The sequence below is a fragment of the Rhodanobacter sp. G1 genome, from assembly GCF_055397855.1.
Map to the genome: position 1 here is coordinate 1,771,431 of NZ_AP039674.1, position 23,493 is coordinate 1,794,923.

Annotated in this window: 23 protein-coding genes and 4 tRNA genes; 14 read left to right on the plus strand and 13 right to left on the minus strand. The window is 63.7% G+C overall.

Annotation, left to right across the window (positions count from 1 at the left end; genetic code table 11):
- Positions 1–27: 27 nt before the first annotated feature.
- A complete protein-coding gene (locus ACZ5Z2_RS08030) occupies positions 28–396 on the plus strand; it encodes a hypothetical protein (protein WP_464761423.1) in 369 nt (122 codons plus the stop codon).
- A 31-nt stretch (positions 397–427) separates the two neighbouring features.
- On the opposite strand, the gene ACZ5Z2_RS08035 is transcribed toward ACZ5Z2_RS08030, so the two are convergent.
- A complete protein-coding gene (locus ACZ5Z2_RS08035; protein ID WP_464761424.1) occupies positions 428–1,828 on the minus strand; it encodes a DUF6538 domain-containing protein in 1,401 nt (466 codons plus the stop codon).
- A gap of 307 nt (positions 1,829–2,135) precedes the next feature.
- Between ACZ5Z2_RS08035 and ACZ5Z2_RS08040 the strand changes: the two genes are divergently transcribed.
- The 6 genes from ACZ5Z2_RS08040 to ACZ5Z2_RS08065 all read left to right on the plus strand — a co-directional run bounded on the left by ACZ5Z2_RS08040 (position 2,136) and on the right by ACZ5Z2_RS08065 (position 7,298).
- Positions 2,136–3,497 (plus strand): tyrosine-type recombinase/integrase, encoded by a 1,362-nt coding sequence (locus ACZ5Z2_RS08040; RefSeq protein WP_464761425.1) that lies wholly within the window; start codon positions 2,136–2,138, stop codon positions 3,495–3,497.
- Entirely contained in the window at positions 3,494–4,096 is a 603-nt protein-coding gene (locus ACZ5Z2_RS08045) for a hypothetical protein (protein ID WP_464761426.1), read from the plus strand. The genes ACZ5Z2_RS08040 and ACZ5Z2_RS08045 overlap by 4 nt, the downstream gene beginning before the upstream one ends.
- A gap of 70 nt (positions 4,097–4,166) precedes the next feature.
- Positions 4,167–4,376, plus strand: a complete 210-nt coding sequence (locus ACZ5Z2_RS08050; RefSeq protein ID WP_464761427.1) for a helix-turn-helix domain-containing protein — start codon at positions 4,167–4,169, stop codon at positions 4,374–4,376.
- On the plus strand, positions 4,373–5,917 hold the full coding sequence (locus ACZ5Z2_RS08055) for a hypothetical protein (RefSeq protein WP_464761428.1): 1,545 nt from the start codon (positions 4,373–4,375) through the stop codon (positions 5,915–5,917). Before ACZ5Z2_RS08050 ends, ACZ5Z2_RS08055 begins: the two co-directional genes overlap by 4 nt.
- A gap of 543 nt (positions 5,918–6,460) precedes the next feature.
- Entirely contained in the window at positions 6,461–6,667 is a 207-nt protein-coding gene (locus tag ACZ5Z2_RS08060) for a helix-turn-helix transcriptional regulator (protein WP_464761429.1), read from the plus strand.
- Positions 6,668–7,007: 340 nt separating this feature from the next.
- Positions 7,008–7,298, plus strand: a complete 291-nt coding sequence (locus ACZ5Z2_RS08065; protein WP_464761430.1) for a hypothetical protein — start codon at positions 7,008–7,010, stop codon at positions 7,296–7,298.
- A gap of 188 nt (positions 7,299–7,486) precedes the next feature.
- Here ACZ5Z2_RS08065 and ACZ5Z2_RS08070 read toward each other — a convergent pair whose 3' ends face one another.
- The 8 genes from ACZ5Z2_RS08070 to ppsA form a co-directional block, all read right to left on the minus strand.
- Complete coding sequence (locus ACZ5Z2_RS08070) at positions 7,487–7,732, minus strand: hypothetical protein (protein ID WP_464761431.1); 246 nt, start codon at positions 7,730–7,732, stop codon at positions 7,487–7,489.
- A 174-nt stretch (positions 7,733–7,906) separates the two neighbouring features.
- Positions 7,907–8,107, minus strand: a complete 201-nt coding sequence (locus ACZ5Z2_RS08075; RefSeq protein ID WP_464761432.1) for a hypothetical protein — start codon at positions 8,105–8,107, stop codon at positions 7,907–7,909.
- An 8-nt stretch (positions 8,108–8,115) separates the two neighbouring features.
- Positions 8,116–9,138: a phage major capsid protein gene (locus tag ACZ5Z2_RS08080; protein ID WP_464761433.1), complete on the minus strand. Its 1,023-nt coding sequence runs from the start codon at positions 9,136–9,138 to the stop codon at positions 8,116–8,118.
- A gap of 144 nt (positions 9,139–9,282) precedes the next feature.
- A complete protein-coding gene (locus ACZ5Z2_RS08085; RefSeq protein WP_464761434.1) occupies positions 9,283–9,843 on the minus strand; it encodes a TIR domain-containing protein in 561 nt (186 codons plus the stop codon).
- A complete protein-coding gene (locus tag ACZ5Z2_RS08090) occupies positions 9,843–10,538 on the minus strand; it encodes a macro domain-containing protein (RefSeq protein WP_464761435.1) in 696 nt (231 codons plus the stop codon). Before ACZ5Z2_RS08090 ends, ACZ5Z2_RS08085 begins: the two co-directional genes overlap by 1 nt.
- Before the next feature lie 192 nt (positions 10,539–10,730).
- A complete protein-coding gene (locus tag ACZ5Z2_RS08095; RefSeq protein ID WP_464761436.1) occupies positions 10,731–11,084 on the minus strand; it encodes a hypothetical protein in 354 nt (117 codons plus the stop codon).
- Positions 11,085–11,380: 296 nt separating this feature from the next.
- Positions 11,381–11,470: transfer RNA gene (locus ACZ5Z2_RS08100), tRNA-Ser, on the minus strand.
- A gap of 98 nt (positions 11,471–11,568) precedes the next feature.
- Entirely contained in the window at positions 11,569–13,941 is a 2,373-nt protein-coding gene (gene ppsA / locus ACZ5Z2_RS08105) for a phosphoenolpyruvate synthase (RefSeq protein WP_464761437.1), read from the minus strand.
- A gap of 236 nt (positions 13,942–14,177) precedes the next feature.
- Here ppsA and ppsR point away from each other — a divergent pair, with 236 nt between their 5' ends.
- Entirely contained in the window at positions 14,178–14,993 is an 816-nt protein-coding gene (ppsR, locus tag ACZ5Z2_RS08110; protein ID WP_464761439.1) for a posphoenolpyruvate synthetase regulatory kinase/phosphorylase PpsR, read from the plus strand.
- 25 nt (positions 14,994–15,018) lie between these two features.
- Positions 15,019–15,501 carry a DUF1249 domain-containing protein gene (locus tag ACZ5Z2_RS08115; protein WP_464761441.1) on the plus strand — a complete coding sequence of 161 codons (483 nt, stop codon included), beginning with the start codon at positions 15,019–15,021 and terminating at the stop codon, positions 15,499–15,501.
- A 186-nt stretch (positions 15,502–15,687) separates the two neighbouring features.
- On the opposite strand, the gene ACZ5Z2_RS08120 is transcribed toward ACZ5Z2_RS08115, so the two are convergent.
- The 3 genes from ACZ5Z2_RS08120 to ACZ5Z2_RS08130 all read right to left on the minus strand — a co-directional run bounded on the left by ACZ5Z2_RS08120 (position 15,688) and on the right by ACZ5Z2_RS08130 (position 15,963).
- A tRNA-Asp gene (locus ACZ5Z2_RS08120) sits at positions 15,688–15,764 on the minus strand.
- 38 nt (positions 15,765–15,802) lie between these two features.
- Positions 15,803–15,878: transfer RNA gene (locus ACZ5Z2_RS08125), tRNA-Glu, on the minus strand.
- Positions 15,879–15,887: 9 nt separating this feature from the next.
- Positions 15,888–15,963, minus strand: a tRNA-Ala gene (locus ACZ5Z2_RS08130).
- A gap of 172 nt (positions 15,964–16,135) precedes the next feature.
- On the opposite strand from ACZ5Z2_RS08130, the gene ACZ5Z2_RS08135 reads away from it, so the two are divergent.
- The 5 genes from ACZ5Z2_RS08135 (at position 16,136) to ACZ5Z2_RS08155 (ending at position 21,200) form a co-directional block, all read left to right on the plus strand.
- Complete coding sequence (locus ACZ5Z2_RS08135) at positions 16,136–17,896, plus strand: cation:proton antiporter (protein ID WP_464761442.1); 1,761 nt, start codon at positions 16,136–16,138, stop codon at positions 17,894–17,896.
- Between the two features lie 152 nt (positions 17,897–18,048).
- A complete protein-coding gene (locus ACZ5Z2_RS08140; RefSeq protein ID WP_464761443.1) occupies positions 18,049–18,837 on the plus strand; it encodes an FKBP-type peptidyl-prolyl cis-trans isomerase N-terminal domain-containing protein in 789 nt (262 codons plus the stop codon).
- A 122-nt stretch (positions 18,838–18,959) separates the two neighbouring features.
- Entirely contained in the window at positions 18,960–20,303 is a 1,344-nt protein-coding gene (locus tag ACZ5Z2_RS08145) for a UDP-glucose dehydrogenase family protein (protein WP_464761444.1), read from the plus strand.
- Positions 20,303–20,515, plus strand: a complete 213-nt coding sequence (locus ACZ5Z2_RS08150) for a SlyX family protein (RefSeq protein ID WP_464761445.1) — start codon at positions 20,303–20,305, stop codon at positions 20,513–20,515. The genes ACZ5Z2_RS08145 and ACZ5Z2_RS08150 overlap by 1 nt, the downstream gene beginning before the upstream one ends.
- Positions 20,516–20,645: 130 nt before the next feature.
- A complete protein-coding gene (locus ACZ5Z2_RS08155) occupies positions 20,646–21,200 on the plus strand; it encodes a DUF2058 family protein (protein ID WP_464761446.1) in 555 nt (184 codons plus the stop codon).
- A gap of 66 nt (positions 21,201–21,266) precedes the next feature.
- On the opposite strand, the gene ACZ5Z2_RS08160 is transcribed toward ACZ5Z2_RS08155, so the two are convergent.
- Positions 21,267–23,330: a 3-hydroxyacyl-CoA dehydrogenase NAD-binding domain-containing protein gene (locus ACZ5Z2_RS08160; RefSeq protein ID WP_464761447.1), complete on the minus strand. Its 2,064-nt coding sequence runs from the start codon at positions 23,328–23,330 to the stop codon at positions 21,267–21,269.
- Positions 23,331–23,493: the final 163 nt, after the last annotated feature.

The following is a 23,493-nucleotide window of genomic DNA, read 5'->3' on the forward strand; positions in this document are numbered from 1 at the left end:
GGAATCGAAGAGGGGATAACAAAGGCCATGCTCACATCACCCGCAGGTCAGACCGTTCATGATTTTTCATCCATCGAGTGGAGCCTTGCGTTCGGCATACTGGCTGCCGTCATCTACATTTTTCTGATGTTGCATCGACACCGAAAATCGCCTGCGACTGGTGCGATTGGTCGGATGTTCATTGAAGTTTGGTTTTTAAGTGGCATAGTTATTGTGGTTGTGAGACTTTTCTTAGGAATCCCTATCGGAACAAATCATGAGGACTATGTATTCGTAGTTCTCGGATTATTGCTAGGCGCCGTTATTTGCTTGAAACACATAGCGGCAATGTTTCACTCTATCTATAAAGAGAAGGAGCCGGGCTGGAACCCGGACACGGAAAATTCCGATGAGTGAAGTGCGGAATCAGCTAGGGTGTGTCGTAGCCTTACATGAGTAGCTCTTTGGTCGCTTCGATATCAAGCTTCCATGTCAACCTTTTGATAGCGTTTAAGACAACCGATGGCCGCTCATCCTTGCTGTATGAGACGAAGTGTTCATCATCCAGCCCGTGCCCCACATAGGCGGCCCGCAGCTCAGCCGGCACACCCAAGTCTTGAAGGGCATGCACCACGGTTTCCCGGAAGCTGTGGAACCCGTGACGACCTTTGGCAGGTGGGGCAAGACCAATGCGCTCCCGGTAACGGGCATAGGCCTTGGTCAGCCAGTTCCCCATGCCGTTGACCCCGCCGATCTTCACTGCTGGGAAGAACTGGGTTTCGCCATCTCGGCGCAGCTGCCGCCAGCGATCGAGGAAGCCCAAGGCCATGAGATCAGGGTGAAGCGGGATTAGGCGTTCGCTGGCATAGGTTTTCAGTCGCTGACCCGCGCCCTTGTCGGTGATATGAAGGCAGAGCACGCCATCCCGCTGCTTGATGTCTTTCAGGGCCAGTTGCCCGATTTCGCCGACGCGGGCACCCGTGTAGAGACCCAAGATGATTCCCCAGCGGGCTTCCTTGGGGAGCTGTTCCAGCGCGTCCGGGGCGAATAGTTGCTGGATCTCGGGCAGGGTGTAGGCCACATAGCCTTCTTCTTTCGCCCGCCGACGCTTGTCCTTCTTGCTGTAGGGCACCACGCCATAGGCGGGATTGTCACGGTCGCGCTGGAAGGCCCGGTAATACCCTTGGGCTTCACACCAGGCTAAGAAACTCGACACGTAACCGGCCTTGTTGGCCAAGGTCGGGGTTTCCAAGCCCGTGGCTCGAAGGGCCATGACCCACGCGCTGACATGCTCTCTCAACGCCTGGCAGATCGGCCGGGTCTTGTCGAAATGCTCGACGAAGCTGCGCACTGCCGTCGCCTTGATCTTGTGCGTCTTGGGGAGGGTTTCCCCCTTGATGGCATCCAACCATTCTTGCATGGCTGTTTCTGCAGGGATGAGGCGCACGCGCTGCGGCAACTGGCCGGGATCGCAGTGAGAGGAAGGGGAGGGGGCCGCGCTGCCGTTCAACGTGCGCAACACTTCGATCAAGTGCCCCTGATCGCGGTCGCTGCCATCCGTCTTGAACCGGTAGCCCTGCGGGGTTTCCACTTCCAGCCGCTTCAAGCTGGCCAAATACGCCTCGAACCCCTCGTCCCGTCCCATGGACTTCCCCCGCAACCCGGCGAAGGTTTGAGCATACCGCGCACTCAGGAGATACGCCCACATCTGGGCGATCCGCAGGTTCTGCGTGCGCAAACTCTGCTTGATGATCTTGCGGCCGAAGGCGGAGTGGAGGTCGCGCGGTACCACGAGCCGAAAGTGGAACGTGCCCGACGGATGCCGAAGGAGATGGTGTGCCAGTCGCATGGTTGGATTGACCAACCGGTTGACCAAGCAGGCAAAAGAAAAGGCCCTGAAAAACAGGGCCTTTGTGTCTTGGCGGAGAGGGTGGGATTCGAACCCACGGTACGCTTGCACGTACGCCTGATTTCGAGTGCGCCATCGGGGCGACGGCAAGCCCTTGAATGGCAAGGCTTTCGACGCCGGATTTCACTCGTAACCCGTTGATCACGTTGTATAATTGCGCGCATGGACGGTACGGTCGTGGTGCACCGGGGTAGCATTGCCGGGGCACAAAAAATCGTACACAGACCGTACACAGCGGGGCGTCCACATGGCCAAGATCAGGCTCACCGAACCCTTCATCAAAACGCTGCCTTTGCCGGCCGCGCACCACGCGCTGTACCACGACGAGGTGGCACGCGGCCTAACTGTGCGCATCACCCGGACGGGCGCGCGCTCTTTTCTGTTCTGCTACTCCCTCGACGGACGGGAGCGCCGTCTGTCCCTGGGGCCATGGTCGCCCCCTGTGTCCAACCGCCTGGGCACGCCTGCCACCCGCAAGGCTGGCGGCTCGCTGGACTGGGCGCGGCAAGAGGTGGCCCGCCTGCGCCTGTTGGTGCAGGCGGGCACCGATCCGATGGAGCAGAAGCAGGACGCCCGTGCGGAGCGCGAAGCTGCCCGGCAGCAGGCGGCCCGCGAAATTGCCATCGAGACGCTGGCCAGCCGCTACATCGCCGAATGGGCCAAGCCGCGCAAGCGCACCTGGCAGGAGGACGAGCGCCGGCTGAATGCCATCGTGGTGCCGGCATGGGGCAAGCGCAAAGTGAAGTCCATAACGCGGGCGGACGTTAGCGCGCTGCTGGCTCCTGTGGCCACAGGGGAAGGGATGCGGCCAGCGGAGGCCGGCGCTCGCCTGGCGTTGGTGCGCAAACTGTTCTCCTTCGCCCTCGACCAGGGAATCATCGACAACCACCCCTGCCTGCGCATGCAGTTGCCGTGTGGCAAGCCTGCACCTCGCACGCGAGCGCTGACCACGGCACGCGATCTGCGGCTGCTCTGGCGCGTCACGGAGCCCGGCAGCGTGTGGACGCGCGAGCCTGCTAACGGGGCCTTGCGCAAGCGCCGTTTCATTGAAGCGGAAGCCGATGCCCTGCGGCTGCTGTTGCTGACCGGCGCGCGCGCCAGTGAGGTCACCGACATGCCGTGGAGCGAAGTGGATTTGGAAGCAGCCACGTGGGTGCTGCCTGCTGCGCGCAGCAAGAACAAGCGGGCACACCTTGTCCCGCTGGTACCCGCCGCCGTGGAATTGCTACGCAGGCGCAAGGAAGCGGCGAGCAGCGAATACGTGTTTCCCGCCACGCGCCGCGACCACATCACCGACCGAAACCTGAGTCGCCCGCTCAAGGAGGTGTGTCAGCGCCTGGCGGCGTTCGGCGTGGACATAGCGCCTTTCACCCCGCACGACCTGCGCCGCACCGTTGAAACCGGCATGGCGGCCTCTCGTGTGCCGAAGGAATACCGCGACCGCGTGCTGAACCATGTGGATAGCAGCGTCGGCGGCCAGCACTACAACCAGTACGACTTTCTCGACGAGAAGCGCGAAGCACTGGAAAAGTGGGCGCGTCGTCTTGAGGGTTTGCTCACTGACGCTGTGGCCACAGTGGTGCCGATGCAAAGGAGGATGCGCGCATGAACGTCAACCTTAGTTGGTTCGATCCGATGGGATGGACGTTGCAGCAGTCCGACAAGGAACGCGCGCTCTACGCCGCTGCTACGGCCGGCGATGACAGTGCGGCCGCGGAGTTGCACTTCTGGCGGACAAAGTTTGGCAGGCTGGAGGCCAGGGACGTTGAGGACAAGGTTCGGGAGTTCGAGTTGGCGGCAGACCGCGAACGACTGATTTCGACAACGGTGCCCAATAAACGTGATGGCCGTGAATGGCACCACCTGGATGCCTTTGGGGTAGGCACCCGGAGTACGCGCCCTAAATCCCCTGCCAAGTTACTCGAATTGCGTCACGCGCACGGAGTCATGCTGACCACAAATGATCTCCGCTTGGCCCTTACGACTATTTTTGACGCGCACGGGAAGGCAAATAAAAAGCCGAGGCGGCCATCGGATGAGTGGGCAGAAACCGTTGGCGACGTTGAAGGAACACTCGTCGCATACGTCCGCTATAAGTTCAAAGGCGCTTCGGAAGAAGCCGCGCGAGCCTACGCTTGGGACTCCTTTCCTGGGCTGCCGTTCAAAGACAAGCCCGACGCGGGCGTGGACTATCCGGCCGACTGGTAATTACCCGCGCAATCCGCGCGGGTAGCTTGTTACTAAATGGGTGCGCCTTACACCAACGACAGGTGCACCCATGCAACACACAGACCTTCTGACCGATTACCTCTCGGTCACTGCAGCCGCCAAGGCCCTGCACGTACATCCCCACACGCTGAAGCGCTGGCGCTGGAACAGCTACGGCCCGCAGCCGGTCAAGGTGGGCGGCCGCATGTATTACCGCGCGTCCGACATTCAACGCTGGCTCGCGTCCCTGGGCGAACATGAAAACGCGGCGCGCGCATGAGCAAGCCAAAAGAAAAGCCCCCGGCGGCAACCGAGGGCTCAAACAACAACAACATCACTTGCCCACAGGGTAGCGACGCTGCCGCTGCGTCTCAACCGCGAAACGTGAGTTTTTGGCCGTCCGATATGGACGACACGCCGTTGCCCCCAGTACAGGCACCCAAACCACCGTCGATGCCCACAAGTGATGTGGGCGATCTAGTGCCGCCTGGCTTGGTGGGCGAGGTTGCGCAATACATCTACAGCAGCGCCGTGCGTCCGGTGCGCGAGATTGCCTTGGGTGCGGCGCTGGGCCTGGTGGCTGGTATTGCCGGCCGCGCGTACAACGTGAGCGGTACGGGCTTGAACCAATACCTGCTCGTAGTGGCCGGCACGGGCACAGGCAAAGAAGACGGCGTGAAAGGCATTGAGCGCTTGCTGGCGGCGCTGCGTCGCCAGGTGCCGGCGGTGGATGACTTCATCGGCCCTGGCGCGTTCGCCAGTGGCCAGGGCCTCATCCGCACACTGGACAAGCAGCCGTCCATATTTTGCATGCTTGGTGAATTCGGTCTTACGCTACAAATGCTCAACGACCCACGCGCACCAAGTAGCACGCAACTGCTCAAGCGCGCGCTGCTTGACCTGTACTCAAAAAGTGGCTGGGACGATGTGCTGCGCAGTACCGCGTACAGCGATAGTGAAAAGGACACCAAAATAGTATTCGCGCCTGCGCTGTCCTTCGTGGGCGATACCACGCCTGAAACCCTATACGACGCGCTATCGCCAAGGGACATCGCATCCGGCCTGTTGCCGCGCATGACGATTATTGAATACAAAGGCAAGCGCCCTGATCGCAACGCACGCAACGGCACGCCGCCTGACAGGGCTGTCGTAGAACACCTGACCAGCCTGGCGCAAAGCGCGCTTGCCATGCGCAACGACAACCGCAATATGCCGGTGCTTGCGAACCCCGCTGGGCAAGCAGTGCTCGACGGTTTTGACAAGGAATGCGATACCAGGATGCGCGATGATGGTGCGTCCGTTGTCAACAAAGAGCTATGGAACCGCGCACACCTAAAGGCGCTGAAGGTAGCGGCGCTGCTGGCGGTGGGTATTGACCACCACAGCCCCGTGATTACGGAGACCGTGGCGCTATGGGCCATTGAGTTCACCAAGCGATCCACGCGCGATGTACTTGGTCGGTTTGAGGCCGGAGAGGTGGGCACAGGTGAGGCACGACAAGAGGCTGAGCTAAAGCGCATTGCCAGCGACTATCTTCGCCTCTCTCCGAAGGCGCGCCTGCACGGCTCCTACGCGGTGCCGGAAAAGCTGGCGATGGCTCGGGAAGCATTGAGTGTGTCATATCTTCGCAAGCGCGCGGCGCAGTGCTCTGCCTTCAACTACAACCGCAAGGGATTTGATGGCGCATTCAAATCAACGCTGGAAGCCTTGTGTGATTCCGGCTGGCTATTCAAGATGGACAAGAACATCGTGCATCTAAAGTTTGGCCCGCGCATGGGTGACGTGTACGTCATTGGCGCGAACTTCCGGCCAGTTGATTGACTGGGTGAGTCCAACCTTGATGGCATCCGGCCAAGGCCTCGCTGGCGGAGATTAACCACGCACTTGCCCACAGTAGGCCGGGCAACCGTCTCAGCAGGACGTCCGGCAGCCTCCACCAGCCGCACGGCTGCCGGGGTCACTGGCTAGGCAGCGGAAGGGAGCCTGCGGCCCGCCAGGAGGCGCACAGAGCGCTGACCGCTCCCAGGGCAATCAGGCGGGAATGGGGAATGGCTGCCAACGGATGCGACATTCCCAGCCCAAACGTAGGTGCCCCAAGGGCTGAGGGCCGATCAGGGAATAGGTAATGGGAATATGGCCAATGCGTACCCCTGCACCCCTCTGCCTGTAACCACCAAAACTACATTCCCCCATTCCTTAAACCCTCTTAAAGCCTTACTGCACTAGGGCTGCGAGAGGGAATGGTGCCGGGAATAATGCGGGAATGGGGAATGGATGCCGCACTTGTGGCCAGCCCATTGCCCGCGCAATTGAGGTGGCACCTGTGGGCAACACTGACCGCCGGTTCACACAGGCGGCGCAGCGATGCACAGGACACCCTTCACCATCCAACAGGTAGCCCAGCGCGCTGGCGTCAGCGCGTCCACCATCCGCAGGCATTCGCGCCTGGGCAACTGCCCGGCACCGCGCCAGTACGGCCCGCGCTCGCTGCGCTGGGACGCTGAAGAGGTGGAGACCTGGTTGCGCGACCCGGCAGCGTGGCGAGCAGCGCAGAAGGCGCAGCGGACATGAGCAGGCGTCCTCCTGGTCGCCACCCGTGGAAGCAGGAAACGACGCGCATGCGCCTAGGGCTGCGTCCTCGCGGCTGGACTCGTTCAGCCTTTTGCACGACATGCGGCCCTGTGTGGATACCCACATGGTTCGTCGTACGCGACTGGTGCCTGACCTGGTGCCCGTGGTGTTATGACGCGACAGCACGCGGCGTGGAAATTGTCGAGCGGCCCTTGGTCACCTGCCAAGGATGCAAGTTCTACCTGTGGCACCCACGGGGAGAGAGCGAGCCTGGCGGCTGCACCAGTGGTCACGGCGCATGGCGGCCGAAACGTCCTCACGAGTGCGCCTGGTGGCGGCCATGACCGAGCACAACCTTTGCCCACATTGTGGCCAACCCATGCCGACTTCGCGCGCCGAAGCCATCGAGGCACAGGTCACAACCTGGCGCGCGTGGTGCAGGCAGAACGGCAGATGGGTTAGCCCGGACGACCGCGTGAATGAGTCCACGGCAGCGGAACTGCTCGGCCGAACATCATTCACCCTGCGCAACTGGAGGTCTGCCGGGCAGCCACTTCCATTCGTCCGCGTTCGAGGGCGCATCTCCTACCGCCTGCGCGATCTGGCTCTGATGCTTGAGGAAAGTGAGTAAGACCTGGCGCGTGACCGGGTACCACGTGCACCGACATTCACTCGGTACACGTGGCAGGTTCGCTCGGTATTGCCGCCTACGTTAGATACATCGTGCTACCGCTATCCTCCGATCTCTGAAAAAAAGTCAGCGCGCGTAGTTAGGGAGCGAACGAACAAATCTTGTTCACTCCCCCCGGTGGGCTTGGGTCAGGATTGAGTGAGTTTGGCGTGGAAGGTCATGCGAGCGAACGAGTCTTCACCGCCTTCAACAACGCGAATGTCGCTCACCGCAACAACCTCAAGCACCTGCTCACCATCAACGACAATCACCTCGGCCGTGATGGGCGTGAGGGTGGCGTCGTAACCACATACCTCGCGCTCCATCTCGTCTTCGACGCATTGCCAGGCATGCGGGTACTGCTGCTGTGCTTGGGTGAGGTTTAGCAGGCTCATGACCTACCTCCTTTCTCTCGTTCCAGTTGTTCGACACGATGGCGCAGTAATGACACCTCGCTGCGCAAGGCGGCGAACTCCACTGACACCCGCTTCACCAAGTCTACGAACTGGTCGCGAGTGGCGGGCGTCTCAGGACGCTGGCGCTCGGCGTGCCGGCGTGTTGCTGATAGCTCATCCATGGCCGCCTCCCTTGGCATTGGCCTGCCGCTCAAGCTGGGCAACGCGTCGCTGCAACTCTTTGTTCGCCGTCACCAGTAGCGACATGAACTTGAAGAAGTTGCCGACGGTCAGCGGTCGCGCATACATCTCCTTGGGTACGCCGGCAATAATGTCCTCAAAGGACGTAGGTGCTTCGGTCTTTTCTCGGCTCATAACGCACCTCACCAGGCCGCGCCGGACAGCACGGCAACGCCGCTGTCGCGGATAAGCTCGAAACCGAAACGGCGAGTCGCCAACAACGCGGTGCTGTTCGTGGCGAACATCGACACAAGCTGCTGCGCGCCGTTGGCTGGGTCGCTGGCCAGTTGCAGCGCAGCGTTCTCGCTGGCGTCCACCGCCACGGTGTCGCTGTCACCCACAATGGCCGAGCCGTCAATCAGGATGGCACCGTGGCCGGAACTGGTGGGCGCAGGAGCCTGGTCGGACACCAGCACGGGCACACCGCAGACCTCGCCCCCGGAAGGGGTCATGCCAGGAAACGCCTGCTCGCCGGTTGTCGTCGATTTTGTGGCCAGCCGATTAGCCGTGCGCGGCGAAACGACCAGGTACGGCTTGCCCGCGCCCTTGGTGTTGACCACATCAAGCAACTCGCCCAAGTCGTCCAGCGGTGACGCGCTGCCGGGAATGGTGGTGGTGTTCGACGTAACCAGGCCAGCCAGGAACGCGGCATCCGTCGCTGCTGCGACACCACCGCGCAATTCGGTTGCCAGCAGCGCAGCGCCAGCACTGGTCGTGCCGTCGAGCACTTCGTTGGTCACGGCGACAAGGGCCTGCACGTTGCGCGCATCAAGACCCCACGCGGCGAAGGCCATGCTGTTGACGGGGATGTTGGCCCCATCGCTCACCTCACTGCCCACGATGGCGGAGGTAGCCACGGCCAAGCGCGTGCGTAGCGGGATACGCCGAATGGCACCGTCGGAAAACATGCGGTCGAATACCGACAGGCTGCGCAGGGATTGAAGGAAGCCATCGGCGATGGGGCTGTACCCGGCAAGGTCGCCCGCCCAAGCGGCATCGGCCATCGTACCGGCAGTCACCGCGGAGCGAAGGACGCGGGCTACGCGTTCATCGCCCGGCGAGGCTTCCGCCATGTGACGCGCGTATGCGAGGCTGCCACGCGCGCGGCCGATGAGACGAGCAAGGCGGACGAATTCGGCACCGCCAGCGGATTGGTCAAGGGACATGATGAAGCTCCTTACAGTAGGGCCACCGCACGGCGCGGGGCGTACTGCAAGGGTGTTGTCCTGGCCAACATGGGCCTAGGTGGAAGCGTGATGGTTCGTGATGCCGCGCAACAGTCAGAAGACTGTTTGAGTTAGTCCGTCTTGTTATCCCTGGAAGCCAAAAGACCGATAAGCGGCGTCGTCGTAAAACCCGAGGCCGCCGCCTCGCGGAAGCTTGTCGTGACTAAACTGACTGGTGGCATCCAAGAGTGCCTTCATGTTGAAGGGGATGTGTATGACGCTAGCGGTTCCGTTGTTGATGCGAGAAGCTAGGGCCTGCGGCCAGTAGGAGCTGAAAGCACTTGGGACACGAATGGGAACATACACTTCTGTATAAGCCGCGATGATGGGTATCCCGTATTCGTCAACCGCTTTGGCAATCTCAAAAGGAACCCAGTCAGTATCAAGGCGGGTCGTCTTACCAAGAATCAGCACCATGTTCTTAGAGTTACGAAGTCGCTCTAACAACGACCTCCGCAGCGTTTCCCGTGAACTGGAGTCCCGGACAGCCGATACCTTTTCGTGGCTGTTGACCATGGTGAAGTCAATGTCCTTGTTCTCCGACCACGCCTTCATTAGGTTGTAGTAGTCGATATCGGAGTTGCCGCCTGGAATATTGGTTCCGTTGGCATGAAAAGCGATGTATGTGCCATTCCGGTACGCCATTATTTTTCACTCCAGTATTTCTTTACATCTCGAAGATCTACATCGTCAAACCGATCACGGTGGAGGACGATGCGAATCTTGCCTGTAACTTCTTTCTCTTTCGTTTTGGTAATCGCTGACAGTATGAGGAGATTGAGTAGATCGCGGGTAGGCAGCCCGATTCCGGAGAGGCCACTTCCGACTAGCGGCAAGTTAACTGGGTGGCCTCCAGCTTCAATACGTGCTCGATCCCAGGCTGCGCCTAGCGCTGACCACAGAAACGTTACGTCCGACGATGCCTTGCACGTTTGTGGGTCTGAGTGCGTAAGGGCAAAAAGAAGATACACATCTTGATTCACGCCAATGATTGCTGTTGTGCCAATTGGATAGGCGTTGGTCTTGCCCGCCACCTTTTGCGTTGTGATGAATGCAACTCCCTTAAGCTCTTTGTCGACAAGCGCATCGAAGGACTCGGGATGCCCTCCAAAGCAGCGTTTCAAGAAAATTCCGTGAAGGCTTTTATCCGAGACTGGTCTGCCAATCTCACTGTCGAAGTAGTCATTGACTGCGACAACCCGGACACCTTCTTGTTCAAATAGGTCGCCGAATAATATTTCTAAACATGTGTTCGAGTTTGGAATGGGTAGCGCAACGCGTGATGGTTTTGAAATTCTTTCCAGTCCAAGCACTACGCCCAAAATGACGATAATTGTCATGGGCAGTGGGCCTTCGATCTTGACTGTTGGGAGTAGAAAAGTGACTGTTTTTGTCGCAGTGAAAATCAAGCTATAGGTTGTGAATACACTTAGCGCTGCTTTACGCGGTGATCTTTTGATCGCTCGCCATAGATCTTTTAACCACGTCATAGATCACCTGTGTGGCTGCTCTTGAATGGAGTGCGTAGCTGTTTACCGCTGTTGATTAGCCTGGGAGGTGAACTTGATCGCCTCGCCCTCAACAACCACGTGCCTGTCGTTGTTACTGCGGTCGCTGCGCACGATCACCGCGTCAGCACCAATCTCCGCGCCTGCTGCCTGTAGCTGCGGGATGGCATCGCTAACCGTGGGGTCAGTCCAGCCTGGCTTGTAGCGGTTGGCGGAAACAATGCCGATAGAGGTATACGCGCGCTGCGGCGGCGAGTAGAGGATTTGAACTTGGCTGGCATTCGTCGGCGCGTAAGGCGTCGGCAGGTTGCTGTGTGCCTGGTACGTGCTGCACCCGGCGAGCGCGCCGACAAGCGCGATGCCCACAAGAATCTTCATGTTGTCCCTGTCCCTGAAGTGCTGTTGCGCTCTCAGGTTAGATCGCAGGCGCTGATGGTGCCAGTAGCACCGCAGCACACTACGCTTGCACCGCCTCGCGCAGGACGTCCACGGCGCTCTGTGCGGGCCTTGCGGCCACAGGGGCGTACCCAAGGTGCGGAAGGGCGCTCCGTGCGCTTGGGCGTCGTATGCGAGCCCGCGCGAAATTCGTACACCAGTCGTACACAGCGAAAAATTGGCCGGACGCCAGGCAAGAAAAAAGGGCCACGCTTTTCGGCGTAACCCTTTGATTTCATTGGCGGAGAGGGTGGGATTCGAACCCACGGTACGCTTACACGTACGCCTGATTTCGAGTCAGGTACATTCGACCACTCTGCCACCTCTCCGAAAAGTGTCGCATGGTCTGCACGAGCCGGCGATTCTACGTGCTGGCCGCGGCCGTGGCAAGCGAGACGGACTCGGCTTGCCGCGGCCACCGCAAGGCTCAGCTGGCCTTCTTCTTGGCCAGCCGCAGCCAAGTGTCGACCACGGTATCAGGGTTCAGCGACACCGACTCGATGCCCTGATCCATCAGCCACTCGGCCAGGTCGGGGTGGTCGCTGGGGCCCTGGCCGCAGATGCCCACGTACTTGCCCTTGGCGCACGCAGTCTTGATCGCCATGGACAGCAGCTTCTTCACGGCGGGGTTCCGCTCGTCGAACAGGCTGGCGACGATGGAGGAGTCGCGATCCAGGCCCAGGGTGAGCTGGGTGAGGTCGTTGGAGCCGATCGAGAAGCCGTCGAAGATCTCCAGGAACTCCTCGGCGAGTAGGGCGTTGGAGGGCACCTCGCACATCATGATGATCTTGAGGCCGTGCTCGCCCTGCTTGAGCTGGTTCTTTGCCAGAACCTCGACCACCTTGCGGCCTTCCTCAAGCGTGCGCACGAACGGGATCATCACCCACACGTTGTCCAGGCCCATCGTCTCGCGCACGCGCTTGACCGCCTTGCACTCCAGCCCGAACGCCTCGGCGAAGCTGGGGTCGACGTAGCGGCTGGCGCCGCGGAAGCCGATCATCGGGTTCTCTTCGTGCGGCTCGTAGCGCGAGCCGCCGAGCAGGTTGGCGTACTCGTTGGACTTGAAGTCGCTCATGCGCACGATCACCGGCTTCGGGTACACCGAGGCGGCGATCGTGGCGATGCCTTCGGCGAGGCGGTCGACGTAGAACTCCACCGGGCCGGCGTAGCCGGCGATGCGCTGGTCGATCTTCGCCTTCGTCTCGGCGTCCTGCTTGGCGTATTCCAGTAGCGCCTTGGGATGCACGCCGATGTGGCTGGCGATGATCATTTCCAGACGGGCCAGGCCGATGCCGGCGTTCGGCAGCATGCCGAAGTCGAAGGCGCGCTCGGGGTTGGCCACGTTCATCATGATCTTCAGCGGCGCTTCGGGCATCGCGCCGAGGTCGGCGGTGACGCGTTCGAACTTCAGCTGGCCTTCGTAGATCGTGCCAGTGTCACCCTCGGCGCAGGACACGGTGACCTCGGCGCCGTCGGGGATAGTGTCCAATGCGTTGTGCGTGCCCACCACGGCCGGCACGCCCAGTTCGCGCGCGATGATCGCCGCGTGGCAGGTGCGGCCGCCGCGGTTGGTGACGATGGCACTGGCGCGCTTCATCACCGGCTCCCAGTCGGGGTCGGTCATGTCGGCCACCAGCACGTCGCCGGGCTGCACCTTGTTCATGTCGGCCAGCGAGCGGATCACGCGCGCCTTGCCGGCGCCGATCTTCTGGCCGATGGCGCGACCCTCGGCCAGCACCTTGCCCTTCTCGCCGAGATGGAAGCGTTCGAGCTGGGTGGCGTGCGCGCGCGACTTCACCGTCTCCGGACGCGCCTGCACGATGTAGAGCTTGCCGGTGTTGCCGTCCTTTGCCCATTCGATGTCCATCGGGCGGCCGTAGTGCTGCTCGATGATCAGCGCCTGCTTCGCCAGCGATTCCACGTCGGCGTCGCTGATGCAGAACGTGTTGCGCAGTTCGGCCGGAGTGTCCTCGGTCTTCACGCGCTCGTCGGGCTGGTTCGAATAGACCATGCGCAGCTGCTTGGCGCCGAGGTTGCGGCGCAGCACGGCGGGCTTGCCGGCCTTCAGCGTGGGCTTGAACACGTAGAACTCGTCGGGGTTCACCGCGCCCTGCACGACCATCTCGCCCAGGCCGTAGCTGCCGGTGACGAACACCACGTCGCGGAAGCCCGACTCGGTGTCCAGCGTAAACAGCACGCCGGAGGCGCCCACGTCCGAGCGCACCATCAACTGCACGCCGGCAGAGAGGAACACGTTCTCGTGTGCGAAGCCCTGGTGCACGCGGTAGGCGATGGCGCGGTCGTTGTACAGCGAGGCGAAGACCTCCTTCACCTTGTGCAGCACGTCCTCGATGCCGACCACGTTGAGGAAGGTCTCCTGCTGGCCGGCGAAGCTGGCGTCGGGCAGGTCTTCCGCCGTGGCGGAGGAACGTACGGCCACCGCGATATTGTCGGTGCCGGCGTCCTTGCACAGCTTGGCGTAGGCGTCGCGGATGGCCTGGTCGAGTTCGGCCGGCAGCGGCGTCTCGGTGACCCACTCGCGGATTTCCTTGCCGGCCTTGACCAGGGCATCCACGTCGTCGACGTTCAGGCCGTCGAGGCGCGCCTGGATGCGCTCGGCCACGCCGCTCTTTTCCAGGTACTGCTGGAACGCGTCGGCCGTGGTGGCGAAGCCGCCCGGCACGGAAACGCCGAGCTTGGCGAGGTTGCCGATCATTTCGCCGAGCGACGCGTTCTTGCCGCCGACCTTGCCGAGGTCGGTCATGCGCAGTTGGTCGAGCCAGAGCACCAGGTGGTTCAAGGCAATCTCCTAGAGGGGGAAGTGCGGTAGAGAGTGGAATGCACGCGCAGCGAAGGCCCGGAGCGGGCTGCAAAGGATTGGTATTGTCCGCTGCCGATGGTGCGCGGCACAAGAAGACCAATGCCAGCCGGCGTCGCGCCAACTGCATACCAGTCAGGCGGCGGTCAAGCGGCGACAGCTTCCGGGCCTTGCGATATGGTGCGCGGCAGGCTGGCGACGCGACCTTCGGACTTCCCATGCAGCGCACGGTTTTCTTCATTTCCGATTCCACCGGCATCACGGCGGAGACGATCGGCAACAGCATCCTCGCGCAGTTCGAGGGCGTGAGCTTCGACAAGCATCGCTTGCCCTTCATCGACGACGCGCACAAGGCCGAGGCGGCCGCGCTGCGCATCAAGACGCACTACGCCAAGAGCGGCGAACGGCCGATCGTGGTCAACACCATGGCCGACCGCGCGCTGTGCGACATCGTGGCCGCCAGCGGCGCGCTGATGCTGGACGTGTTCGCGCCCTTCATCGGCCCGCTGGAGGTGGAGCTGGGCACCAAGCGTTCCGGTGCGGTGAACCGTTCGCACGGCCTGGTGGACTTCGACAAGTACGAGGCGCGCATCAACGCCACCAACTACGCGCTGTCGCACGACGATGGCATCGACGTGGACTACGCGCAGGCCGACCTGATCCTGGTCGGCGTTTCGCGTTCGGGCAAGACGCCGACCTGCCTGTACATGGCCTTGCATTACGGCGTCAGCGCCGCCAATTATCCGCTTACCGACGAGGATCTGGAAAAGCTGGAACTGCCGGCGCGCCTGCGGCCGTACCGCGACCGCCTGTTCGGCCTCACCATCGAGCCGGAACGGCTGGCGCAGATCCGCGAGCAGCGCCGCGCGGGCAGCCGCTACGCCACGCTCAAGCAATGCAGGTGGGAGCTGGAACAGGCCGACCGGCTGATGCGCCAGTCCGCCATCCCGTTCCTCAACACCACCCATGTGTCGATCGAAGAGATCGCGAGCAAGATCTTCGCGAAGCTCGGCATCGAGCGCACCATGTACTGAAACCGCATCGGAGCAACCCGCCCACATGAGCGCCGTACTCGACGACCGCCGCAGCCTGTTGCCGGGACGCTTCGAGTTCCTGATGGGCCTGTATGCGGAGAACTACCACCGGCTGACGCGGCTGTTCGCGCCGCAGCAGCTCTCTCCCGGCCGCTACGTCTCCAACGTGGACGACGGGCTCGACGTGCACCTGCACGTGCAGGAATGCCATCCGTACACGCTGGAACTCGAACTCACCTACGGCTTCGTCGATGCGCATACCGGGCAGCGCGCGCCATCGGCGCAATTGCGCATGTACACCGACGCGCACGTGGCCGAGGCGTTGCATTGCCATCCGGGGCGGCACCTGTGGCAGGTGCTCGGCCCGTTCGCGCCGGCGCACACGGTGTTCCAGCATCGCCTGCAGATGAACGGCTTCCTTGCGCGCTGGCTGGAGTACCTCGCGGAGCAGGGGCATTCGGTTGGCACGTTGGAGCCGTTCAAGCAGTGCGAAAGCGACAGGACGTAGCGGCGTTCCGTGAAAAGTGCAGCCATGGTTGGCTGCCTTTTGATCTTCGCGCTCAGGAATGAATCCGCGAGTACGCGAGCCCGGACATGCATGGCGGCTTCTTGATCCGGTCTTCGCGTTCACGGGCGAACGCAAAAGCGCACCGCAACAAAAAAGCCGCCCGGAGGCGGCTTTTTTGTTGATTCGTGGCGGAGCGGACGGGACTCGAACCCGCGACCTCCGGCGTGACAGGCCAGCATTCTAACCGACTGAACTACCGCTCCACATTTGTTTCCAGCAAACGTACTACGCGAGCCAACCTTGGCGTCCCCACGGGGATTCGAACCCCGGTCGCCACCGTGAAAGGGTGATGTCCTAGGCCTCTAGACGATGGGGACGGATTAGGTTGGTGGAGCCAGGCGGGATCGAACCGCCGACCTCCTGCATGCCATGCAGGCGCTCTCCCAGCTGAGCTATGGCCCCGCCACTGGAAGCCGCAAAGAATAGGCAGGGTTCGCATTTCCGTCAAGCTTTTTTTCGAGAAATTTTCACGCGAACGTCGAGGCGCGGTTCGGGCCCATCGAGAGGCAGGGTGCACGACGCGCGAAACGCATCGCGATTAAGCTTCAGGCACGGATGCCACACAGAGGACGACATGCACGAGATCGGCTTCATTCGCGACCTCGCCCTGGTGATGCTCGTCGCCGGCGCCACCACGATCCTGTTCCAGCGCCTGCGCCAGCCGGTGCTGCTGGGCTACATCCTGGCCGGCGTGCTGATCGGTCCGCATACGCCGGGCATGCTGGTGGCCGATCCGCGCGCGATCGACGACATCTCCAATCTCGGCGTGGTGCTGCTGATGTTCACGCTGGGCCTGGAGTTCAGCGTGCGCAAGCTGCGCGAAGTCGGCATCGGCGTGCTCGCGGTGGCGGTGCTGGAAGTGGGGCTGATGCTGTGGATCGGCGTGGGTCTGGGCAGCCTGTTCGGCTGGAAAGGCATCGATGCGCTGTTCCTCGGCGCGATCATCGCGCTGTCCTCGACCATGGTCGCCACGCGCACGCTGAAGGAGAGCGGCAGGCAGGAGCAGCCGTTCGCGAAGCTGGTGGTCGGCCTGCTGGTAGCCGAAGACGTCCTGACCATCGTGATGCTGACTTTGCTCACCGCGGTGGCGATCGGCGGCACCGTGCACGCGGACGCTGCATTCGCGCTGATCGGCCATCTCGGCCTGTTCGTGGTGGTGGGCATGATCCTCGGCCTGCTGCTGTTGCCGCGGCTGGTGGACTACGTGGCCGGCTTCGGCCGCGACGAAACCCTGCTGGTGAGTGTGCTCGGCATCTGCTTCGGTGCCAGCCTGCTGGCGGTGTGGATGGGCTTCAGCGTGGCGCTGGGCGCCTTCCTTGCCGGCGCGGTGGTGGCCGAGGCGCGCAGCGTGGGGCGCGTGCTGCATCTGGTCGAACCCTTGCGCGACATGTTCGCGGCGCTGTTCTTCGTGGCGATCGGCCTGAAGATCGATCCGGCCATGCTGTGGCAATACGCGCTGCCGGCGCTGTTGATCGCCGCGGTGGTGGTCGTGGGCAAGACGCTGGCTTGCGGCCTCGGCATCCTCGCCGTGGGCCACGATGCGCGCACCGCGCTGCGTTCGGGACTGAGCATGGCGCAGATCGGCGAGTTCTCGTTCGTGATCGCCACGCTGGGCCTGTCGCTCGGCGCGATCAGCGATTTCCTCTATCCGATCGCGGTGGCCGTGTCGGTGCTGTGCATGGCGGCATCGCCATACCTGGTGCGTTCGGCCGACCGGCTGGCCGACGGCCTGTCGCGCATCACGCCGCGCCCCCTGCGCTTCCTGGCCGACAGCTACAGCGGCTGGCTGGAGAACCTCAAGCCGGTGAACGAGAACGCGGTGCTGGCGGCGATGCTGCGGCGACTGCTGTGGCACATCGCGGTCAATGTGCTGCTGGTGGTCACGCTGTTCGTGATCGGCGCGTACGTCAATGCGCACAGCTGGGGCTGGTTCTCGCAGCTCGGCATCCATCGCGACCTGCGCCACACGCTGATCTGGGCCTGCGCGCTGTTCCTGTCGCTGCCGATGCTGATCGCCGTATACCGCAAGGCCGAGGCGCTGGGCATGCTGCTGGCCGAGCTGGGCATCCGCGAACGCTATACCGGCGGCTACACACAGGCGATCCGCAACGTGCTGGCACGGATGATTCCGCTGGCCACCCTGTTCGCGCTGGCGCTGCTGGTCGGCGCGCTGGGGTCGGCGATCCTGCCACCGCGCGGCGTGGCGCTGTCGCTGCTCGTGGCCGGCGTGGCGCTGGCGGTGATCCTGTGGCGGACGCTGGTGAAATTGCACGCACGCCTGCAGGCGGCGCTGAAGGAGACGCTGGACAAGCCGGGGCAGGGCGATTCGGCCTGAACCGCGGTTCGTCGCGGAACCTTTCCGCAGCACGACTGTCGCAGCGGAACACGATTGCAAGCCCGCCGCGGGCGCCCCACAATGGGCGACCATGCCTCCGCGACGGGGCCCGACCGGCGGCACCGGCATATCCAAACACGAGGGAGTTCCGAATGAAGCAGTTTCTGCGTCCCACGCTGACGGCGGTGGCGATGACCGCGGCACTGGGCTTGTCGGCAGGCGCGCTTGCCGCCCAGACGACCGCCAAGGCCGCCAGCGGCGCCACCGGCACGGTGGACAAGGCCAAGGCCAGCTACGTGGTGGGCTATCAGATGGTCGAGCAGATTCCGGAGCCGATGCGCGGCGAGCTCGATGCCAACGCCGTGGCGAATGCGGTGAAGGCTGCGCTCTCCGGCCAGAAGCCGACGATGACCAACGCCGAAGCCGAACAGGTGATGAAGCCCTTCATGGCCAAGGTCAAGGCCAACTACGAAGCCGAGATGGCCAAGCTCGCGGCCAAGAACAAGGCCGAGGGCGATGCCTTCCTGGCCAAGAACAAGACCCAGCCGGGCGTGAAGGTCACCGCCTCGGGCCTGCAGTACCAGGTCATCACCCAGGGCACCGGCGCGCGTCCGGGCCCGAACGATACGGTGAAGATCAACTACACCGGCACCTTCGTCGACGGCCAGGTGTTCGACGCCTCGTCCAAGCACCCCGGTGGCGGCCCGGCCGACATCCCGCTGGCCGGCGTGATCCCGGGCTTCCGCGAAGGCCTGCAGCTGATGCAGGTGGGCGGCCACTACAAGCTGTTCATCCCGTCGAACCTGGCCTACGGCACGCAGCCGCAGCCGCCGATGCCGCCGAACGCCACGCTGATCTTCGACGTGACTCTGGTGAGCACCAAGCCGGGGCCGGCCACGCCCTCCGGCAACGGCGCTCCGGGCGGCGAGAGCGGCCAGTAATCCGCTGCCTGTCCGAGCCATGTCGAGAGGGCGCGAAGCGATTCGCGCCCTCTTGCTTTTCCGTTGCGGTGATGGCTGCAGGTTAGAATGCGCGTTCGCGTTTTCAAGGAAGCGGCAACACGATGAAAGTCACGATCTTCGGCACCGGCTATGTCGGCCTGGTCACCGGCGCCTGCCTCGCCGAGATGGGCAATCACGTGGTGTGCGTGGACATCGATGCGGGCAAGGTCGAGCGCCTGGGGCACGGCGAGATTCCGATCTACGAGCCCGGCCTGGAGCCCATCGTCAAACGCAACCGCGCCGACGGCCAACTCGATTTCACCACCGATGCCGCAGCCGGCATTGCGCACGGCGACATCATCTTCATCGCGGTGGGCACGCCGCCCGACGAGGACGGCAGCGCCGACCTGAAATACGTGCTGGGCGTGGCGCGCACCATCGGCCAGCATCTGGATCGCTACGCCGTGGTGGTGAACAAATCCACCGTGCCGGTGGGCACCGCCGACCGTGTGCGGGGGGCAGTCGCGGCGGAGTTGGCGACGCGCGGCGCCAGCGTCGAGTTCGACGTGGTCTCCAACCCCGAATTCCTCAAGGAAGGCGATGCGGTGGAGGACTGCCTGCGGCCCGACCGCATCGTGATCGGCAGCGGCAGCACGCGCGCGGTGGCCGCGCTGCGCAAGCTGTACGCGCCGTTCAACCGCAACCACGAGCGCATCGTGGTGATGGACGAGCGCTCCGCCGAGCTGACCAAGTACGCCGCCAACGCGATGCTGGCGACCAAGATCAGTTTCATGAACGAGATCGCCAACATCGCCGAGCACGTGGGCGCCGACGTGGAACTGGTGCGCCAGGGTATCGGCGCCGACCCGCGCATCGGCTACCACTTCATCTACCCGGGTGCGGGCTACGGCGGCTCGTGCTTCCCCAAGGACGTGCAGGCGCTGGAGCGCACCGCGCGCGGCGTGGGTTACGACGCGCGCCTGCTCGGCGCGGTCGAGGCAGTCAACCACGACCAGAAGACCAAGCTGTTCGAGCTGATCTCGCGCCATTTCGATGGCGACCTGCGCGGCAAGACCGTCGCGCTGTGGGGGCTGGCGTTCAAGCCGAACACCGACGACATGCGCGAGGCCTCCAGTCGCCGCCTGATGGAGGCGCTGTGGGCGGCCGGCGCGCGCGTGCAGGCGTTCGACCCCGAGGCGCGCGAGGAAACCCGGCGCATCTACGGCGAGCGCGCCGACCTCGCGCTGTGCGAGCACGCATGGGATGCCTTGCAGGGCGCCGACGTGCTGGCCATCGTCACCGAGTGGAAGGCCTTCCGCAGCCCGGACTTCGCGCGCATCCGCACCGCGCTGAAGACGCCGGCGATCTTCGACGGACGCAACCTCTACGATCCCGCGACGGTGGAAGAGGCGGGCCTGGCGTACTACGGCATCGGCCGCGGTCGCAGCCTGCGGATCGCAAGCTGATGGACGCGATCGAGCAGCGCCTCGCCGACCTGGAAGTGCGGCTGACCTTCCTAGACGACACCGTGCAGGCGCTGGCCGCCGCCGACGCCGAGCAGGCGATGCGCATCGTCGAGCTGGAGCGCCTGCTGCACCTGCTGCGCCAGGAGCTGCAGAGCGCGCGCCTCGGTCCGGCATCCGATCCGCACAGCGAACCACCACCGCCGCATTATTGAATGCTTCTGCCCGTCATCCCGGCGCAGGCCGGGATCCAGTGACCTGGATCAAAGGCACTGGATGCCAGCTTCTGCTGCAATGACGACCCAAAGCCGAAAGCGAACATCAAGCACCACCGGAATCGAGAACATGAGCGAATCCCTGCGCGACCAGCTGCTGAAGAGCGGCCTCGTCAAGCAAATCCGCGAGGAAAGGCGCGGCAACCACGACACCAGGGGCAAGCCATCCGGCAAGCCCCAGGGCCATGGCGGCAAGCCGCCGGCGCCGCGCCGCAGCCAGGAAGAGATCGACCTCGCCAAGGCCTACGCTATCCGCGCGCAGATCGAGGCGACCGAGCGCAAGCGTGCCCAGCAGGCGGCCGAGGAAGAGGCGCGCCTGCGCCGGGAGCGCAAGCAGAAGATCCAGCAATTGCTGGACGGCAAGGCTTTGAACAAGGCCGAAACCGACCTGGTGCGCAACTTCGAGTACGGCGGCAAGATCCGCCGCATCCACGTCGACGCCGCGCAACTGGCCGCGCTCAACGCGGGCGAGCTGGGCGTGGTGCAGCAGGCTGGGCGCTACCTGCTGGTGGCGCGCGAGATTGCCGAGCAGGTGCGCGCCATCGATGCGCACCTGCTCGCGCTGCTGGTGGATCCGGAGGCGGTAGGCGACGACGACGGCGTGCCGGACGATCTGGTCTGGTAAATCGTCGGCGCCTGCGAAAACGCCCGGCCATGAGCCGGGCGTTTTTCATGCGATGCGAACCTGGCCTCAGGCGAAGTCGGCGCCCGTTGCCAGCGCCGGATGCTCCCACCCCTCCTTGGGCGTGAACCGCGCCCCATGGCGCTGCGCCAGCTGCTCCAGCCTCGCCTTCACCTTGTCCGCGCCTTCGCTGCGCACGTATTGGATCGGGCCGCCGCGGAACGGCGCGAAGCCGGTGCCGAAGATCACGCCGGCATCGAGCAGGTCGGCGTCGTCCACCACGCTGTCGGCGAGGCAGGCCACGGCTTCGTTCACCATGGCGAGGATCATGCGGTCGGTGAGGTCGGGCGCCGGCTGGTAGTCGGGGTCGACCTCCGGCTTGATCGGCTTGCCGTCCTGCCACACGTACAGGCCCTGGCCGTCCTTCTTGCCGCGCTTGCCGGCGTCGAGTTTTTCTTCCAGGCCCGGCGGCAGTTCCAAGCCGAGGAAGGGCGACAGTTCCTTGCCCACCGAGGCGCACACGTCCAGGCCCACGGTGTCGGCGAGTTCGATGGGCCCCATCGGCATGCCGAATTTCTTGGCTTCCTTGTCCAGCACCGGGCCGGGCACGCCTTCGTTGTAGAGCCGCAGCGCTTCCAGCAGGTAGGGCATCAGGATGCGATTGACCAGGAAGCCGGGGGTGCCCTTCACCGCCACCGGCAGCTTGCCGATGGCCTTGCAGAAGGCCAGCGCGCGTTTCTCGATGGCCGGGTCGAGCGCGTCGTGGCGCACCACTTCCACCAGCGGCATCTGCGCCACCGGGTTGAAGAAGTGCAGGCCAAGGAAGCGCTGCGGCGCCCTGAGGTTCCTGCGTAGCTCGTCCAGCGGGATGCTGGAGGTGTTGCTGGCGAGGATTTCCTCGCCCTGGAACTGCGGCTCGATGGCGGCGTACAGCGCCTCCTTGGCCTCGGCGTTCTCGTAGATCGCCTCGATGGCGAGGTCGGCCTCCTTCACGCCGGCGCCTTCCACGTCGGCGCGCAGGCGGCGCGTGGCGGCTTCGATCTTCTCCGGCGTCTTGAGCTTCTTCTCGTACAGCTTGCGGGCGCGATCCAGCGCGGGCTGCACGAACTTCATCTCGCGATCCTGCAGGGTCACCTCGAAGCCCTTGAGCGCGGCCCAGGCGGCGATGTCGCCACCCATCACGCCGGCACCCACCACGTGCACGTGCCTGATGCCGGGCTCGGTGCCGCCGCCCTGGTTCTTCAGCCGTTCCTGCAGGAAGAAGATGCGGATCAGGTTGTGCGCGGTGGCGGTCTGCGCCAGCTTCGCCACCGAGCGCGCTTCCAGCTTCAGCCGCTGCTTGATGTCGCTGCCGCCGCGCTGCCACACGGCTATCAGCGCGAACGGAGCGGGGTAGTGTTCCTTGCGCACCTTGGCGGCGGTCTGCTTCACCACCATCGGCGCGAGGATCTGCCGCGCCGGCCACGAATTGGTGAACCAGGCCTTGGCGCGTCGCACGAACGGCCGCGCCTGCGGGCGGCGCAACAGGTCGCGCGCCTCGGCCAGCAGTTCGTCGGGCGGTGCCACGCGATCGACCACGCCCAGCGCCAGCGCGCGCGTGGCCGACAACGTCTTGCCGGTGAGCATCAGCGGCAACGCCTCGGGCGCGCCGATCAACCGGGGCAGGCGTGCGGTACCGCCCCAGCCGGGATGGATGCCCAGCATCACCTCGGGCAGGGCGATCCGGGTCTTGTCGTCGTTTGCGGCGATGCGCTGGCGGCAAGCCAGCACCAGCTCGGTGCCGCCGCCCATGCAGGCGCCATGGATGGCGGCCACCGTGGGGCAGGGCAGCCGGGCCAGCGCCTCGTACACGCGCTGGCCGTTCTCGATGTTCTCCAGCACGCTGCCCTGCTTGGCGTATTCCACGAATTCCTTGATGTCCGCGCCCACCGCGAAGCCGGCGGGCTTGGCGGAATGCACGATCACGCCGGCCGGTTTCTCGATGGCCAGCCGCTCGACGATCTGGCCCAGTTCATCCAGTACGGCGCGGCTGATCGCGTTGACGCTGCTGCCGGCGCGGTCGAGGCCTAGCGTGACGATGCCGCGTTCGTCCAGGCTCGTTTTCCAGTGGTTGAAGCGCAGTCCTTCGAACATGGGCGGGGAAGGGTGGTGGAGGAAGCCCAAACCATACCGTCCCGTCTGGAGGAATGCGAGCCGCTGTCCCGAATGTGAAGCGGTTCGCCATCCCGTGACGGCATCGGCCCCCGGAGCGGGCGGAAAACGTGGAGAATGGATACCGCATGCCGGTCGTGCGCCT